This is a genomic window from Virgibacillus profundi, assembly GCF_002287375.1.
GTDB classification, from domain to species: Bacteria; Bacillota; Bacilli; order Bacillales; family Amphibacillaceae; genus Virgibacillus_K; species Virgibacillus_K profundi.
In genome coordinates this window covers 205,309-221,695 of the sequence record NZ_NPOA01000002.1, presented here as the reverse complement: position 1 = coordinate 221,695, position 16,387 = coordinate 205,309, and the positions used below count along the sequence as shown (strand labels likewise).

Sequence of the window (16,387 nt, the reverse complement as noted above, 5' to 3'; positions counted from 1 at the left end):
TTTCATGGAAAACTATTTACAGCCAACCCCATGGGATAAACGTAATTTTCATGTAGAAACGTACGAACTCACCACAGCAACTGAAGAAGCATTAAAGCAAACGAATGAGGTGGAAGGACATTTCACACTGAAAATAGATCCCTTGGCTAATACAGAATTACTTAAAAAATACGGATTTTATTATGTCGATACATTAACGGAGCCTGTCTGCAAAAGGGAAAACCTACAGGTCTATGAGCAGGCTGGAATAAGTCTTGAGCGGGATTTTAATGCAACTGAAATTATCGAAATTGCTGAAGAAGCATTCACGAGCGGCCGTTTTCACCGTGATTTTAACATCCCCGCTTTTATGGCTGACAGACGCTATATGAACTGGGTCAATGACCTGATTGAAATGGATTTAATTGTTGCGCTTCATTACGAAGGTGAGCTTGCTGGTTTTTTCGCATATGAGGATGACAAAATTCTACTGCTTGGCATGAAAAAGGAATTCCGCAGCAAAGGCCTGGCAAAAGCATTCACCAGTCATTGTGTACAGGAACAATTCGATTTGGGATACGACACATTGAAAACATCGATTTCTCCATCAAATATTGCATCACTGAATTTATTTATCTCACTCGGATTTCGTTTGAGGAGTACGATCGATGTTTACCATAAATTAAATGGGTCCCTCCCGGTTGGAGTGTAATATATGGGCTATTTTTATATTTTTGGAACAGTATGTTTTACCGTGTACGGTCAATTGATTCTAAAATGGAAAATTGATCAGTATGGAAGTTTGCCTGATGCTTGGCTGGATAAATTTATATTTCTTTTGCAGCTGTTACTTAACCCATGGATATTATCCGGATTTTTCGCTGCTTTTCTGGCAGCACTATCCTGGATGGCTGCCATGACGAAATTCGATATTAGCTATGCCTACCCATTTATGAGTCTATCATTTGTACTTGTCTTTATACTTTCGGCATTTTTATTCGGGGAACCCGTTTCGATGCAAAAAGTAATCGGCTTTGCATTAATTGTGTTAGGCATTATTGTGATGAGGTGATGAGGATGATTCCATTTAATAAACCGTGTGTCATAGGAAAGGAAACAATCGCAATCCAGCAGGCACTTGCCAATGAGAAAATTACCGGCAATGGCCCATTCAGTAAAAAATGTACGAACTGGCTTGAAGGGCGCTTAGGTTGTGAAAAAGCAATTCTTACTCCTTCATGTACTGCTGCGCTTGAAATGACTGCATTGTTAACAGAGGTTGGTGAAGGGGATGAGGTGATTATGCCGTCTTATACCTTTGTTTCAACCGCCAATGCATTTGCACTTCGCGGGGCTTCCATTCGTTTTATCGATGTGGATCCACTCACAATGAACATTGATCCCCGGAAAATAAAAGCAGCGATTACAGAGCAAACACGTGCAATTGTCGTTGTTCATTATGCCGGAATAGGTTGTGATATGAATGAAATTATGAAAATTGCGGAGCGCTATGGACTATGGGTTATTGAAGATGCTGCCCAGGGCTTGATGAGTTCCTATAATGACCAGCCACTTGGCACAATCGGCCATTTTGGAACCATCAGCTTTCATGAGACGAAAAATTATAATTGTGGGGAAGGTGGTGCCCTCCTTATAAATGATGCTTCCACGATTGAACGTGCGGAAATTTTACAGGAAAAAGGGACAAATCGATCACAGTTTATTAGAGGTAGGGTCGACAAATACACATGGCGTGATATTGGATCCTCCTTTTTATTAAGTGATATAAATGCTGCTTTTCTGTCCGTTCAGCTAGATCATGCGGAACAAATAAATGAAGATCGCATCCGTTCTTGGGAGCGATACAAAGAAGGGTTGCAGCCATTAATAGATGATGGGAAAATATCAGGTCCTCTTGTTCCGGAGGCTTGCGAGCATAATGGGCATATGTTTTATATAAAAACAAAGGACGAAGCAGAGCGAACTGATTTGATCGATTTCCTTGAAGAAAATCATATCACTGCTGTCACACATTATGTACCATTACACTCCGCTTATGCAGGGAAAAAGTTTGGAAAATTTATCGGGCAGGATAACTATACGACAAGCGGGAGTGAGAAAATCCTTCGCCTGCCAATTTATTATGAAATAGGGGAAGAGGCTGTCACACATGTGGTTAACACTGTACACAAATTTTATGAAAAGTAAATTTATCCTGATCGGGTGCCTGATTCTTATCGGTTACCTGCTTCCCTATTATATTTTGGGTGAGGACACACATATTCGTGTCCATGATAATCTGGATTCCAATATTGTCTGGTATAAATTACTCGTGGAAAGTGGACAGATTTTCAGCCTGACAGATGCGGCCCTTCCTAATGTCATTAATGGACTGCCAAGAAGCGCACTTGCTTCAGGGCTCGACGCCATGGTTTGGCTGTATTTATTATTTGAGCCGATGACTGCCTATACAATTGGTCAAACAGTCATGCGATTTACCGCTTTTTTCGGTATGTATTTATTGTTGAAGAGGTTTATTATTCGTGTAAGGGTGCCTGATTGGGTCTCTGTTGGGGTTGCGCTCGGATTTGCCATGCTTCCATTCTGGCCTTCCGGTATGCTGTCGATTGCAGGTTTGCCGCTTGCGTTGTATATCTTTTTGACGATCCGAAAAGATGGGCGGAAAACACCGAAGCGGTATTGGGTGCTGTTATTTGTTTTCCCATTTCTTTCAAATTTCATTTTAACAATGGTTTTCTTCCTTGGTGTAATGGGTATTTTCTGGCTCGTTGATTGGATCCGCCTAAAGCGTGTGAACTGGCCATTTTTTATAGCAATTGCTTCGATGACAGTTATTTATCTGATTAAAAATTATCTGCTCATTTTCTCGATGTTTTTCGATGAAGGATTCACTTCACACCGCAGTGAAAACAGCCTTGGACATAAAGACCTGCCTGGAACAATTGAATTATTTATACATAATTTTTTTAATGGGCATACACATGATTTGGCGGTTCACTCTATGATTATTATTCCTGTTATTGGGATGGCATTCTTAGTTGCTGCATATCGGAATATAAGGCCGAAGCTGCTGCTTAGTTTATTTATTTTTAATGTGCTGCTTTCTTTATGGTATGCATTCTGGTATTGGGAAGGCTGGCGTGTCGTCAAAGATAATTTCATGATTGCCAACACCTTTAATTTCAGTCGCATACACTTCTTCGACCCGGCAATTTGGTACATTTGTTTTGCCTTGGCATTAGCTGTTTTATGGAAGCATCTCCGGTTCGGAAAAGTGCTGGTTGCTTGTTTGATTCTGTTGCAATACGGGATGCTCTTTGTATTGAATGAGGAAAGTAAATATAGCGAGATCGGCACACCGACATTCAAAGAATTTTACTCAGAAGAGCTTTTCTCAGAAATAGAAGACTATATCGGTATGGAGCAATCCGACTACCGTGTTGTCAGCATCGGTATACATCCAACGATCGCACAATATAATGGATTTTATACACTGGACACGTATAACAACAGCTTTCCATTGGAATATAAGCACCAGTTTAGGGAAATTATCGCACCAGAGCTGGAAAAAAATCCTGAACTAAAAAGCTACTTTGACACATGGGGCGGCCGGTTATATATGTATGTTGGGCAGCTTGGGAAAAATTACCTATTTACGAAAAACAGCGATGAAGTGATTGAAGCGCTGGATATTAATACAGAAGCATTACAGGATCTAGGCGGAGACTACATATTTTCCGCATTGCCTATTGAAAATTATGATGACAATGGGCTGGATTTTGAGGAGAGTTTTGAGAAAGAAGGACTGCCTTGGGAGATATGGGTTTATCGGGTGGAGTAGCGTGGATTTATCGTCTGGGGGGAATTATATCGGCCGGAGAACAGTTTTATCGGTAGGAGAGGTATTTTATCGGCCGGAGAATGGATTTATCGGCCGGAGAGAGAATATATCGGCCGGAGAGCTGATTTATCGGCAGGAGAGAGAATATATCGGCCGGAGAGCTGATTTATCGGCAGGAGAGAGAATATATCGGCCGGAGAACAGATTTATCGGCAAGAGAGAGAATTTATCTGCCGGAGAACAGATTTATCGGCAGGAATCACAACTTATTCAGGATATATTCAGTATCCGCACCAAGATCACTTGATTTCAGCTACGTTTCCGGTCTAATTCCTGATCCATCCAGTTGCAATCACGCTCAAACAATAATTAATTCTTCTTAGAAAAATTCCCATACAAAAATGAAAGCCAGTTACTTTCCTCTATTATCTTCAGAAGTAAGTAACTGGCAATAGACTTACGCCGGATGATGCAGCCTCTCGGCCATTCTCTGGATTTTGGACATCATTCCTATATCCATATTTCCTCCGCTGACAACGACTCCACAATGCCTTGATTTAATTTGATTACTATGGGTAAATAATGCTGCAATTGCGGCGGCGCCTGCACCCTCGATTAATGTTTTATTACGCTCAAGCATATAAACGATGGCAGATGCAATTTCTTCATCCGTAACGGTTACAATATTATCTACATATTCACGGATAATCGGTAAGGTTTTCTTTCCCGGTTGCTTAACTGCTATCCCCTCCGCAATAGTAGCTACAGTTTTCGTATTCTTCACTCTGCTGGAATGGTAGCTATCATACATCGCAGAAGCACCTTCCGCCTGTACTCCAATTACCTTTATGTTGCGGTTTACATGTTTCGCGGCAACAGCAATTCCACTAATCAGACCGCCACCACCGATTGGTACAAGTATCGTATCCATTCGATCTTCCTGTCTGAGCATTTCCATCGCCATCGAGCCCTGGCCTGCCATAATGTCAAAGTCATCAAATGGATGAATATAAACAGCGCCTGTTTGCAGCTGTCTTTTCAATGAGGCTTCATACGCTTCCTGGAAAGACTCCCCTGTCAAAACAACCTCTGCTCCATAATTTCTGGTTGCATTTACTTTTGCCAACGGGGTTTTTTCTGCCATAAATATCGTTGCACGTGCGCCCAGTTTAGCTGCGGCGTGGGCAACCCCTTGTGCATGGTTCCCAGCAGATGCTGTAATGACACCTCTGCTCAGTTCTTCCTCAGATAGTTGCATCAATTTAAAACTTGCGCCTCTAAACTTAAATGCACCTGTTTTTTGTTGGTTTTCCATTTTAAAATAAACATTTTTACCGACTAATTTATTGGTTGTTTCTGATGTAAGTAATGGTGTCTGATGAACGATGGAAGATAATCGTTTCATCGCTGTATGAACTTTTTCACCTGTTAAGCCACAATCCCCAATGGATCCACTCTCCTTGTTTTTACATGCCAAATTTTAAATTATTTTTCATATGCAGTTATTTTATCCTCATGCTGTAATGTCAGCGCAATTTCATCCCAGCCATTTAACAATTTTTCCTTGTGATATGCTGGAATATCGAATGATACTTCTGTTCCACTTTCAGCAATGATCCGTTGTTTTTCCAAATCAATATCCAAAATAAACTCGGAATTCTCCGCTTGCTTCATCCACTGATTTAGTTGTGTTTCATCCATTATAATCGGGATGATTCCATTTTTTAATGCATTATTATAAAAAATATCCGCAAAGCTTGGTGCGATCACTACTTGAAACCCATAATCCAACAATGCCCAAGGTGCGTGTTCTCTGGAAGAACCACAGCCAAAATTTTCACCGGCCAACAGGACAGAGGCACCATTGTATTTAGATTGATTCAATTCAAAATCAGTACGCTTTTGACCATCGTCATCAAATCGCCAATGATAAAATAAAAATTGGCCAAACCCTGTTCTTTCGATTCGTTTTAAAAACTGCTTCGGTATAATTTGGTCTGTATCAATATTTGTTCTATTTAACGGAAAAACCAATCCTTTATGCTCCTGAATTGCTTCCATATGTGCCGCTCCTCCTAACTCACCAGTTCCGAATAGTTACGAACATCTACAAAATGTCCTTCTATTGCTGCAGCTGCCGCCATTTCCGGACTCACTAAATGGGTACGGGAACCATTTCCCTGTCTTCCTTCGAAATTCCGGTTGGATGTTGATGCACATCTGCCACCAGGTGGCACAATATCATCATTCATTGCCAGACACATACTGCAACCTGCTTCACGCCATTCAAAGCCAGCCTGTTTGAAAACTGTATCCAGGCCTTCTTTTTCAGCCTGCAATTTAATACTAAATGATCCAGGTACAACAATTGCTCTGACACCTGTTTTCACTTGTTTTCCTTTTACGATGGAAGCTGCTTTTTGTAAATCGCTTAACCTGGAGTTCGTGCAGGAACCGATAAATACATGATCAATCTCAATTGAAGTAATTGGCTGATTTTCTTTAAGTCCCATATAGTCCAGTGCACGTTCTACATCTTCCCTATGTTCCACATTATTTAAATTTGGCGTGGCACCACTTACAGGCACACACATACCAGGATTTGTTCCCCATGATACCTGTGGTTCAATTTCTGCTGCGTTAATTGTTACTGTTTCATCGTAAAGGGCTCCATCATCAGTAGCCAGCTCCAACCACTCTTCAGCAACTTCATCAAATGCTTTTCCATCAGGTACATATTCTTTTCCCCTTAAAAAATCAACCGTTGTCTCATCAGGACTGATTAATCCGGCTCTTGCACCTGCCTCGATCGACATGTTACAGACTGTCATACGACCTTCCATGGAAAGTTTTCTGACAGCAGCACCGGTATATTCAAGTACATAGCCAGTTCCAAAACGAACACCGAATTTAGCAATGATCGCAAGGATTAAATCCTTTGCCGTCACCCCTGGTCCCAGGTCACCTTCCACCTGTACATTCATCGTTTTAGGCCGTTCCTGCCAGATCGATTGTGTTGCCAATACATGCTCCACTTCACTTGTGCCAATCCCAAATGCGAGTGCACCAAACGCCCCATGTGTAGATGTATGGCTATCCCCGCAAACGATTGTTTTTCCCGGCTGGGTTAGTCCAAGCTGTGGCCCAATAACATGCACAATTCCCTGATCAGGATGATGCATATCCGCTAATTTTATCCCGTTTTCCTCGCAATTTTTCCTCAGCGTTTCCATTTGCGTTTGGGCAATTTGATCTTTAATAACATCCCGATTTTTTGTTGGGACATTGTGATCCATTGTCGCATAGGTTAAATCCGGGCGACGTACCTTCCGATCGTTCAGACGTAACCCCTCAAAAGCCTGTGGAGAGGTTACTTCATGAACTAAATGAAGATCGATATAAAGCAAATCCGGCTTTCCTTCTTCCTGATGTACCAGATGTTTTTTCCAAATTTTATCAACAATCGTTTTAGGTTTATTCAAGTCCATGCACCTCCACCTTTATGCATACATATTGCAAATACTGTTAGAAACACTCTTTGTCGTTAAATTATCCACGACTATTTCTGTTAGTTCCTTTGTCCCTACCTGTTTCCCGCCCTTAATTTGCAGGTCTGGGGTATGGTAGCCTTGTTCAAGACTTTCCTGTACAGCTTCTTCAATTTCTTCTGCTTCCTCTTCCATACCAAATGAATACTTAAGCATCATAGCTGCGGAAAGGATCATTCCAAGCGGGTTTGCAATCCCTTTGCCTGCGATATCAGGAGCTGAACCATGAACAGGTTCATACAGACCAACACCATCTGATCTCACACTTGCTGATGGCAACATACCTAATGACCCTGTCAGGACGGATGCTTCATCACTTAAAATATCACCAAATAAGTTTTCCGTAACAATGACATCAAAATGATTTGGACGAGTGATCAGTTTCATGGCTGCAGCATCTACAAGCAGATGCTCTACCGTTACATCAGGATAATCCTTGCTTTTTTCATTAACAATTTCACGCCACATGCGGCTGGATTCCAAAACATTGGCCTTATCAACAGATGTCAGCTGTTTGTTTCTTAGTCTCGCACTCTGAAAAGCTTTATCAATGATCCGTTCCATCTCGCTTCGGTGGTAATAAAGTGTATCTACTACCGCATTTCCGTTTTCACGTCGCTCGCTTGGCTGACCAAAATAAAGCCCGCCAGTCAATTCACGAATAATTAAAATATCACTGTTTTTAACAATCTCCTCTTTAAGCGGGGAAGCATGCAATAAAGGAGCAAATCCTTTTACCGGACGTAAGTTAGCAAACAGCCCTAATTTTTTCCGGATTCCTAAGAGTCCTTTTTCAGGTCGCATATGTCCTGGAAGGGAGTCCCACTTTCCCCCTCCTACAGCACCGAGTAATACTGCATCGGCATGCTGGCATGCATTAATGGTATCTTCCGGTAAAGGTGTACCATAGTGATCAATAGCATCGCCACCGATCGCATGCTGATGAAACGTAAAGTTATGACCATATTCACTTGCAATAACATTTAAAACAAGCTTCGCAGATTCCATAATTTCTTTTCCAACACCATCACCTGGAAGTAGAATAATTTGCTTATTCATAATCTCCCCTCCTCATTTAGTTTGTAATATTGGTTCGAGCCGGTTGAAGTTGAGAGATGGCTCTTTGTAGTTGAGAGATGATGTTTTGAAGTTGAGAGACAGTCCTTCGTAGTTGAGAGATATTGTTATGGAGTTGAGAGATTATCCCATTTATCAACGGTTTCTCTCAACTTTTAATGCTGTTCTCTCAACTTTCAGTAAATCTCTCTCAAGTTTCAGCCGCTGTCTCTCAACTTCCAGCAGCTTCTCCCAGGCAACCAGCCGTTACGATTTAACTACTTGCTTCAAAGCCGAAGAGTTCTTCTGTACAAGATAGCGATTGACTGCATTTAAAAATGCATTTGCTGATGCTTCAATAACATCCTGTGCGGAACCTCTTCCATTGACCGTTTCGCCATTAACAACAAGCTGTACACGTGATTCTGCCAGTGCATCTTTTCCACCGCCAACTGAATTAATCTGGTAATCTATTAATTTAAGATCCTCTTCAATTAAGGAGTCCAATGTTTTATAAAGTGCTTCAACACTACCCTGGCCGGTGCAAGCTGTCTGTACCGGTTTTCCGGCAGGTGTTTTCAGTGAAACAGTTGCCGTTGGTATATTTGCAGATCCATATTGCACCTGGAACATTTCCAATTTGTATTTCTCAACAGCTGATGTATCTGTTTGAATTTCCATTAAAATTGTGAATAGATCATCATCTGTCACTTCTTTTTTATGGTCTGTCAGCTGTTTGAACAGGTTAAATGCTTCCTTCAGTTTATCCTCTGAGAGTTCAATTCCCAGCTCATTAACTTTATCTTTAAATGCGTGTCTCCCTGAATGCTTTCCAAGGAATAACGTATTTGAATTTACACCAACCATTTCTGGTGTAATAATTTCATAGGTGGAAGCATTTTTCAGTACCCCATCCTGATGAATTCCTGCTTCATGTGCAAATGCGTTGCGACCGGTAATCGCTTTGTTTGCCTGTACGTGCATCCCGGTTAATTTTGCCACAAGATCACTGGTTCGTTTAATTTCATTTAATTTAAGATTCGTTTCATATGGGTAAAAGTCAGAACGTATTTTCAGTGCTACAGCTATTTCTTCCAATGCTGCATTTCCAGCACGTTCACCAATTCCATTAATCGTTCCTTCCACCTGTGTTGCACCATTTTCCACTGCAGCAATTGAATTAGCAACAGCCATTCCTAAATCATTATGGCAATGGCAAGAAAGATTGACACGATCAATGTTTGGTACAGTCTCACTGATAAAACGAAACAGTTTCCCATATTCCTCCGGTGTTGTATAGCCAACCGTATCAGGTAAATTGATCACAGTTGCACCGGCATCTATAACACGCTCAATAATTTGGGCCAGAAAATTCCAATCAGATCTTGTTGCATCTTCTGCAGACCATTCAACTGTCGGAAATTTTTGTTTTGCATAGCTGACCATTTCAACTGCTGTATCAATAACTTCTTCAGGTGTTTTTTTCAGCTTATATGTCATATGAATGGGTGAAGTTGCCAAAAATAGATGTAAGCTCGGGCTTTCGGCACCTTTTAATGCTTCCCAGGCAATATCAACATCCGATTTCACTGTTCTTGCCAAACCGATGACAGATGTACCTTTTATCGTATCAGCGATCGCTTTTACTGCATTAAAATCTCCTTTGGAGGAAGCAGGAAAACCTGCCTCCATTCTATCTACTCCAAAACGCTCCAGCTGTTTGGCAATCTCCAGTTTTTCCAGTTGGTTAAGATTAACGCCTGGTGATTGTTCGCCATCTCTCAATGTTGTATCGAAAATCTTAATTTTTGACATGTTCCTTCACATCCTTTTGCTTGTTTTGTTTTCCATGCAATGGGTTTTTTACAAAAGGCATTAAATCACGTAACTCCCTTCCAACAGTTTCGATTTGGTGTTTATTTTCCTGTGCATTGATTGCGTTAAATTGTGGACGGCCAGCTTGGTTTTCAAGGATCCAGCCTTTCGCAAATTCCCCTTTTTGAATGTCTGTAAGAACATCTTTCATTCTAGCTTTTGTTTCATCATTAACGACGCGAGGTCCGGAAACAAAGTCACCCCATTGTGCTGTATCGGAAATGGAATAGCGCATGTTTTCAAGTCCACCTTCGTACAGTAGATCTACAATTAATTTCATTTCATGCATACACTCAAAGTAAGCAACTTCCGGCTGGTAACCGGCTTCTGTTAGTGTTTCAAAGCCTGCTTTGATTAGGCTGGTAACTCCACCACATAGTACTGCCTGCTCGCCAAACAAATCGGTTTCCGTTTCTTCCTGGAAACTTGTTTCAAGTACACCCGCTCTTGCTGCGCCAATTCCCTGAGAATAGGCAAGTGCTAATTCCTTCGCATTTCCTGTAACATCCTGAAATACGCCATAAAGTGCAGGAACTCCAGCACCCTCTTCATATGTCCGGCGTACTAAATGTCCAGGTCCTTTTGGTGCTACCAGGAATACATCTACATCAAGTGGTGGTACTACTTGTGAAAAGTGAATATTAAAGCCATGTGCAAACGCGATTGCGCTACCGGATTTCAGATTAGCCTGAATGCTTTCGTAATATACTTTCTGCTGCTGTTCATCCGGTAAAAGCACCATAACAACATCTGCTACACTTACAGCTTCAGCTACAGAAAATACTTCGAAGCCATCCTGTTCTGCTTTTTCTTGAGATTTCCCTGGTCTAAGTCCAATCACAACATCATAGCCACTATCACGAAGATTTTGTGCATGAGCATGCCCCTGTGATCCATAACCTACTACCGCTATTTTCTTTTCTTGTAGAACCTCTTTTTGGATATCTTTTTCATAAAGTACTTTTGCCATTTTAATCTTCCTCTCCATGTTTTATGTTTTTTATATTGAAAATGAATGAATTTCTGTAACTTGTTGTTCCGGTTGCTGTCCTCTTAAAAACGCTGTTACACCTGTTCTGGTCAATTCTTTAATTCCATATGGTTTGAGCAATGAGATTAAAGCATCTATTTTGTCCGGTTTACCGGTTACCTGGATAGCAAGGCTTTCTTTGCTTACATCGATGATGGATGCTCTGAATGGTGTGATAATTCCTTGAATTTCAGCACGTAATTGAGCATTGCTGCCTACTTTGATCAATGCTAATTCCCTTGCAACAATTGCTTTATCCGTTATATCAGATACTTTTAAAACTTCAATCTGCTTATTCAATTGTTTTGTTAATTGCTCCAGCTTTTGCTGGTCACTAACATCGACAACAAAGGTCATTTTTGAAATTCCCTCTGTTTCGGATGTACCAACGGAAATACTTTCAATATTGAATTGGCGCTTATTTAGCATTCCGGTAATTCGATTAAGCACACCACTTTGATTCTGAACAACAGCTGTTATAATTCTTCTCATTTCTCCACCTCCACTCCGATCATTTCGTGAATCCCTTTGCCAGGAGCTATCATCGGAAATACTTTTTCCTTCCAGTCAATCCGGCAATCAACAACGACCGGTCCATCATAGGAAAAAATATCTTCAAGCAATTCAGGGACATCTTCTTCTCTTTCCACCTTTAACCCGCGTACACCAAAGCCTTCTGCCAGTTTTACAAAATCAGGGTTTTTCGTTAAAAGAGATTCCGAATATCTTTCACCATGGAACTTCTCCTGCCATTGTCTCACCATACCCAATGCTTCATTGTTTACGATGAATACTTTCACCGGCAGGTTTTTATCAGCCAAAACCGCAAGTTCCTGGATCGTCATTTGTACACCGCCATCCCCAAGGATTGCAACAACTGTGTCATCCGGTCTGCCGATTTGAGCACCGACTGCGGCTGGAAGGCCGAATCCCATCGTTCCAAGTCCACCGGAAGTAATCCAATTATGGGGTTTATCAAATTGATAAAATTGCGCTGCCCACATTTGATGCTGCCCGACATCTGTCGCTACAATAGCTTCACCATTTGAAGCATGATGGATTTGTTTGATTAGCCATTGTGGTGAAATTTTATCTTCAGAGTGCTTATACCATAGTGGGTAATCCTTTTTATTTGCTCCCAGCTTTTCAAGCCATGCATTATGATTCGATTGTTCATTCTCGTCACTCAACAAAGCATTTAGTGCCTTTTTAGCATCTGCTACGACCGGGATGTCTGTTGAAATGATTTTGCCTATTTCAGCAGGATCTATATCAATATGGGCAACTTTTGCATTTGGAGCAAAATGTTCGGTGTTTCCTGTTAGTCGATCATCAAATCTGGCACCAATATTTATTAGTAAATCCGCTTCATACATTGCCATATTTGCTGCATATGTTCCATGCATTCCACCCATTCCGAGTGACAATGGGTTGCTGCCCGGAAAACTTCCGAGTCCAAGCAATGTGTTTACTACAGGGATATTGTATTTTTCTGCAAATTCCTTCAATTCGTGGGCACCATCTGCAATGGTCACCCCTGCACCGGCCAGTAGAACCGGTCGCTTCGCATTCCGCAATGCAGTTGCTAATTTTCGGATTTGCAATGGGTTCGGATTCATTGTCGGTTGGTAGCCTGGTACTGTAAATTTGTTATCAAAGTCTCCCGCCGTCATCTCCTGGGATATATTTTTAGGAATATCAATGAGTACTGGCCCTGGCCTGCCTGTTGTAGCAATATGAAATGCCTTGCTTACAGTTGCCGGTAAATCAGCTATATTCTGCACCTGATAATTGTATTTTGTTATTGGTGTTGTAATCCCCATCACATCTGCTTCCTGGAAAGCATCTGTTCCAATAACACTTTTTGAAACCTGACCAGTAAAAACAACAAGCGGCAGTGAATCCATCATTGCATCAGTAATACCAGTAATCAGATTGGTTGCACCAGGTCCCGAAGTTGCGATAACCACACCAGGTTTGCCTGTGACCCTTGCATATCCTTCTGCAGCATGGATCATCCCTTGCTCATGGCGGAAGAGGATATGCTCAAAAGGAAACTCATGCCGGAATAATGCATCATAAATAGGTAAGACAGCACCACCCGGATATCCAAATACAGTATCAACATTTTCTTCCACTAAAGCTTTAATAAACAAATCTGCACCATTAACCTTTTCATCTGTTGCAAATGCCGCTTGTTTTTCTTTAACTTTCATTGACCTTACCTCCCTTAAGTATTAAGAATTAAGTATTAAAAAAATGACCCTTCTCTCCCCATAAATCTGCATAAATTCAGAATTATTGGGGAGAAAAGCGTCATCTTCTTTTCACGGTACCACCCAGGTTTGCACGCACTCTTGCGAATACTGCCTTCGGAGGCTGATCGTCAGCCTCTTTGATAACAGGTACATGTGTGAATGCACCTGGCCCAAGTCTAATTAGAGTGATCTGTTCAACTTAGCACTCAGGGATGATGTCGGAATAATATGTACTTCTAGGCTTCCAGCAACCCTAGATCTCTGTAAATACAACTAACATATTCCTTTTTTCCCGTCATCGCGTTCGTTCTATTCAAATTTTTCTTTAATAGTAACATTTAGATAATTTAAATTGGATTGTTTTCGTCATTTATTTAACTGATATATTGCAGATAATCATATAACGATTCTATGGAAAGGTCAACAGGTTTATTAAAACATTTTTAAAGTATTTTGATACTTTTGATTTATTAAATAAATTGATTGCGCTTACAATGACGCCACTTCAAGAAAAGGTAAAATAATAATGCGAATATTACATTTTGATTACAAATTAAAATATAGTTTATTTTCTGTATGTAGACCGGTAATATATTGGATCTTCATAAAAAAATGCTGTATGCGACCGGTTGCTTCTGATTTTGGTTTGTTTGGGCGTAGAGGGGCTTTTCTATGCGACCAGTTGCTCCTAATTTTGGTTCGTCTGGGCGTAGAGCAGCGTTCTATGCGACCGGCTGACTCTGATTTCAGTCAGTTTGGGCACATAGAGGCAATTCTTTTCGATGGGACGAGTAACCTCAGTCCAATAGCAAAAAAAAGACTCCAGTCATAAACGAACTGAAGTCTTTTCACACTTTAATTTTATCTATTCAAATAATCAGTAACTGCACCTTTTGATGCGCTTGATACATTATGTGCATATTTGCCTAGTACACCTTTTTTATATAATGGTGGTGCTACCCAATTCTTCTTGCGTTTCTCTAATTCTTCTTCAGAAACGTCAAAGGATAATTCCTTTTCCTTTGAGTCAATCGTAACGATATCGCCTTCTTGTAGGAATGCAATTGGGCCACCCACCTGTGCTTCTGGTGCAATATGACCAACCACTAAACCATGTGTTCCACCGGAAAATCTGCCATCGGTTAATAAAGCAACTTTCTCGCCTAGTCCTTTTCCTACTAATATACTGGAGATTGAAAGCATTTCAGGCATTCCAGGTCCACCTTTAGGTCCAACATGGCGAATGACCAATACATCTCCCTCGTTGATTTCATTTTTCATCACAGCTGCAGTTGCTTCTTCCTCTGTGTCATATACACGGGCAGGCCCGGTATGGCGGTCTACTTTAACACCGGATACTTTTGCAACAGAGCCTTCCGGAGATAAATTACCTTTTAAAATAATTAAAGGTCCGTCTTTCCGTTTTGGATTATCAAAGGACGTGATTACCTCCTGTCCATCCGCAAGTGCTGGTGCATCCTTTAGGTTCTCAGCAAGTGTTTTCCCTGTAACTGTTAAACAATCGCCATGCAAATACCCTTCTTCATGGAGCGTCTTCATTACAGCCTGTACGCCGCCTACACGGAATAGATCCTGCATAACAAACTTACCACTTGGTTTCAGGTCGGCAAGATGCGGGACTTCCTTCTGAATACGGGCAAAGTCATCGATTGTTAAATCAACTTCAATCGCATGTGCAATTGCAAGCAGGTGAAGTATCGCATTTGTAGAGCCACCAAGTGCCATGACAACAATAATCGCATTCTCAAATGCTTCTTTTGTCATGATATCTTTTGGATAAATTCCTTCTTCCAGCAGCTTGTACACTGCTCTTCCTGCTTCTTCACTATCGACTGCTTTTTCATTGGATTCCGCCGGGTGTGAAGAACTTCCCGGTAAACTCATACCAAGTGCTTCAATCGCAGACGCCATCGTGTTTGCGGTATACATACCACCACAGGCTCCTGCACCTGGACATGCGGCACATTCGATTCTATTTAATTCCGCATCATCAATGTCACCATTATTATGTTTTCCTACACCTTCAAATACAGATACAAGATCAATATCTTTTCCGTCGAGACTTCCTGGTGCAATGGTGCCACCATAAACAAAAACCGATGGAATTTCAGCATTGGCAATCGCAATCATACAACCAGGCATATTTTTATCACAGCCACCGAACGCCACAAGTCCATCAAAGTTTTCTGCACCTACCACTGCTTCAATCGAATCCGCTATAATATCACGGCTCGGCAGGGAATAGCGCATTCCTTGTGTTCCCATCGAAATACCGTCAGAAACAGTAATCGTATGAAATAGAAATGGTACACTTCCAGCTTCTCTAGCACCATCCTTCGCTCTTTTGGCTAAACTCCCTAAATGCACATTACATGGTGTTACTTCACTCTCTGTATCAGCTATCCCGATCATCGGCTTTGTAAAATCTTCATCCGTTAAACCAACAGCACGAAGCATTGCCCGATTGGGAGCCCTCATCGTTCCATCAAATGCATGACTTTTTATACGTAAATCTTTTTTCACTATGTAATCCCACCCTTCTTTCGAATAATTATATGACTAATTATCTTATAGTTCAATGTATTTATTTTATTAAAAAAATATAATCTGTCTTATCAAGGTGTTAAGCGCTTACTACTTTTTTTATGTTTTTAACCAAAGTGGCTTGTAGACAGAATACATGCAAAAATTAAGTCTTGCGTTAATTCGGAAAATACCTTATGATTGATAGAAACTTTTTACAACAAGGAGATAGTGC

14 protein-coding genes are annotated in these 16,387 nt (G+C 41.0%); 5 read left to right on the top strand and 9 right to left on the bottom strand.

What is annotated here, in order from left to right; all coding sequences use genetic code 11:
• The first annotated feature begins 4 nt into the window (after nucleotides 1–4).
• From CIL05_RS04125 to CIL05_RS04105, 5 genes are read left to right on the top strand one after another with little or no spacing between them, the layout of a single operon-like run.
• Nucleotides 5–691 (top strand): GNAT family N-acetyltransferase, encoded by a 687-nt coding sequence (locus CIL05_RS04125; RefSeq protein ID WP_095654396.1) that lies wholly within the window; start codon nucleotides 5–7, stop codon nucleotides 689–691.
• Between the two features lie 3 nt (nucleotides 692–694).
• Nucleotides 695–1,051, top strand: a complete 357-nt coding sequence (locus tag CIL05_RS04120) for an EamA family transporter (protein WP_095654238.1) — start codon at nucleotides 695–697, stop codon at nucleotides 1,049–1,051.
• Nucleotides 1,052–1,056: 5 nt separating this feature from the next.
• Nucleotides 1,057–2,187, top strand: a complete 1,131-nt coding sequence (gene rffA, locus CIL05_RS04115; RefSeq protein WP_095654237.1) for a dTDP-4-amino-4,6-dideoxygalactose transaminase — start codon at nucleotides 1,057–1,059, stop codon at nucleotides 2,185–2,187.
• Entirely contained in the window at nucleotides 2,150–3,841 is a 1,692-nt protein-coding gene (locus CIL05_RS04110; RefSeq protein ID WP_095654236.1) for a DUF6044 family protein, read from the top strand. The genes rffA and CIL05_RS04110 overlap by 38 nt, the downstream gene beginning before the upstream one ends.
• Nucleotide 3,842: 1 nt before the next feature.
• On the top strand, nucleotides 3,843–4,148 hold the full coding sequence (locus CIL05_RS04105) for a hypothetical protein (protein WP_095654235.1): 306 nt from the start codon (nucleotides 3,843–3,845) through the stop codon (nucleotides 4,146–4,148).
• Between the two features lie 150 nt (nucleotides 4,149–4,298).
• Here the strand turns inward: CIL05_RS04105 and ilvA are convergent, their stop codons facing one another.
• The 9 genes from ilvA to ilvD form a co-directional block, all read right to left on the bottom strand.
• The gene (gene ilvA, locus CIL05_RS04100; RefSeq protein ID WP_095654395.1) at nucleotides 4,299–5,246 is read right to left on the bottom strand and encodes a threonine ammonia-lyase; all 948 of its coding nucleotides are present in this window, start codon (nucleotides 5,244–5,246) and stop codon (nucleotides 4,299–4,301) included.
• An 80-nt stretch (nucleotides 5,247–5,326) separates the two neighbouring features.
• On the bottom strand, nucleotides 5,327–5,902 hold the full coding sequence (gene leuD, locus CIL05_RS04095; RefSeq protein WP_095654234.1) for a 3-isopropylmalate dehydratase small subunit: 576 nt from the start codon (nucleotides 5,900–5,902) through the stop codon (nucleotides 5,327–5,329).
• Between the two features lie 14 nt (nucleotides 5,903–5,916).
• Nucleotides 5,917–7,323, bottom strand: a complete 1,407-nt coding sequence (gene leuC / locus CIL05_RS04090) for a 3-isopropylmalate dehydratase large subunit (RefSeq protein WP_095654394.1) — start codon at nucleotides 7,321–7,323, stop codon at nucleotides 5,917–5,919.
• A gap of 18 nt (nucleotides 7,324–7,341) precedes the next feature.
• Entirely contained in the window at nucleotides 7,342–8,448 is a 1,107-nt protein-coding gene (gene leuB / locus CIL05_RS04085; RefSeq protein WP_095654233.1) for a 3-isopropylmalate dehydrogenase, read from the bottom strand.
• A 264-nt stretch (nucleotides 8,449–8,712) separates the two neighbouring features.
• The gene (locus tag CIL05_RS04080) at nucleotides 8,713–10,260 is read right to left on the bottom strand and encodes a 2-isopropylmalate synthase (protein WP_095654232.1); all 1,548 of its coding nucleotides are present in this window, start codon (nucleotides 10,258–10,260) and stop codon (nucleotides 8,713–8,715) included.
• Nucleotides 10,247–11,290 carry a ketol-acid reductoisomerase gene (gene ilvC / locus CIL05_RS04075; protein WP_095654231.1) on the bottom strand — a complete coding sequence of 348 codons (1,044 nt, stop codon included), beginning with the start codon at nucleotides 11,288–11,290 and terminating at the stop codon, nucleotides 10,247–10,249. Before ilvC ends, CIL05_RS04080 begins: the two co-directional genes overlap by 14 nt.
• A 30-nt stretch (nucleotides 11,291–11,320) precedes the next feature.
• A complete protein-coding gene (gene ilvN, locus CIL05_RS04070) occupies nucleotides 11,321–11,842 on the bottom strand; it encodes an acetolactate synthase small subunit (protein WP_095654230.1) in 522 nt (173 codons plus the stop codon).
• The gene (gene ilvB, locus CIL05_RS04065; protein WP_095654229.1) at nucleotides 11,839–13,566 is read right to left on the bottom strand and encodes a biosynthetic-type acetolactate synthase large subunit; all 1,728 of its coding nucleotides are present in this window, start codon (nucleotides 13,564–13,566) and stop codon (nucleotides 11,839–11,841) included. Before ilvB ends, ilvN begins: the two co-directional genes overlap by 4 nt.
• Before the next feature lie 903 nt (nucleotides 13,567–14,469).
• On the bottom strand, nucleotides 14,470–16,152 hold the full coding sequence (ilvD, locus tag CIL05_RS04060) for a dihydroxy-acid dehydratase (protein ID WP_095654228.1): 1,683 nt from the start codon (nucleotides 16,150–16,152) through the stop codon (nucleotides 14,470–14,472).
• Nucleotides 16,153–16,387: the final 235 nt, after the last annotated feature.

What these genes read in the sequence shown, in the direction of transcription:
- CIL05_RS04110 (WP_095654236.1), top strand. Translation starts at nt 2,150, where the DNA reads ATGTGGTTAACACTGTACACAAATTTTATGAAAAGTAAATTTATCCTG.
- CIL05_RS04080 (WP_095654232.1), bottom strand. Translation starts at nt 10,260, where the DNA reads ATGTCAAAAATTAAGATTTTCGATACAACATTGAGAGATGGCGAACAA.
- leuD (WP_095654234.1), bottom strand. Translation starts at nt 5,902, where the DNA reads ATGGAAGCAATTCAGGAGCATAAAGGATTGGTTTTTCCGTTAAATAGA.
- CIL05_RS04120 (WP_095654238.1), top strand. Translation starts at nt 695, where the DNA reads ATGGGCTATTTTTATATTTTTGGAACAGTATGTTTTACCGTGTACGGT.
- CIL05_RS04125 (WP_095654396.1), top strand. Translation starts at nt 5, where the DNA reads ATGGAAAACTATTTACAGCCAACCCCATGGGATAAACGTAATTTTCAT.
- ilvC (WP_095654231.1), bottom strand. Translation starts at nt 11,290, where the DNA reads ATGGCAAAAGTACTTTATGAAAAAGATATCCAAAAAGAGGTTCTACAA.
- ilvA (WP_095654395.1), bottom strand. Translation starts at nt 5,246, where the DNA reads ATGAAACGATTATCTTCCATCGTTCATCAGACACCATTACTTACATCA.
- leuB (WP_095654233.1), bottom strand. Translation starts at nt 8,448, where the DNA reads ATGAATAAGCAAATTATTCTACTTCCAGGTGATGGTGTTGGAAAAGAA.
- rffA (WP_095654237.1), top strand. Translation starts at nt 1,057, where the DNA reads ATGATTCCATTTAATAAACCGTGTGTCATAGGAAAGGAAACAATCGCA.
- ilvB (WP_095654229.1), bottom strand. Translation starts at nt 13,566, where the DNA reads ATGAAAGTTAAAGAAAAACAAGCGGCATTTGCAACAGATGAAAAGGTT.
- ilvN (WP_095654230.1), bottom strand. Translation starts at nt 11,842, where the DNA reads ATGAGAAGAATTATAACAGCTGTTGTTCAGAATCAAAGTGGTGTGCTT.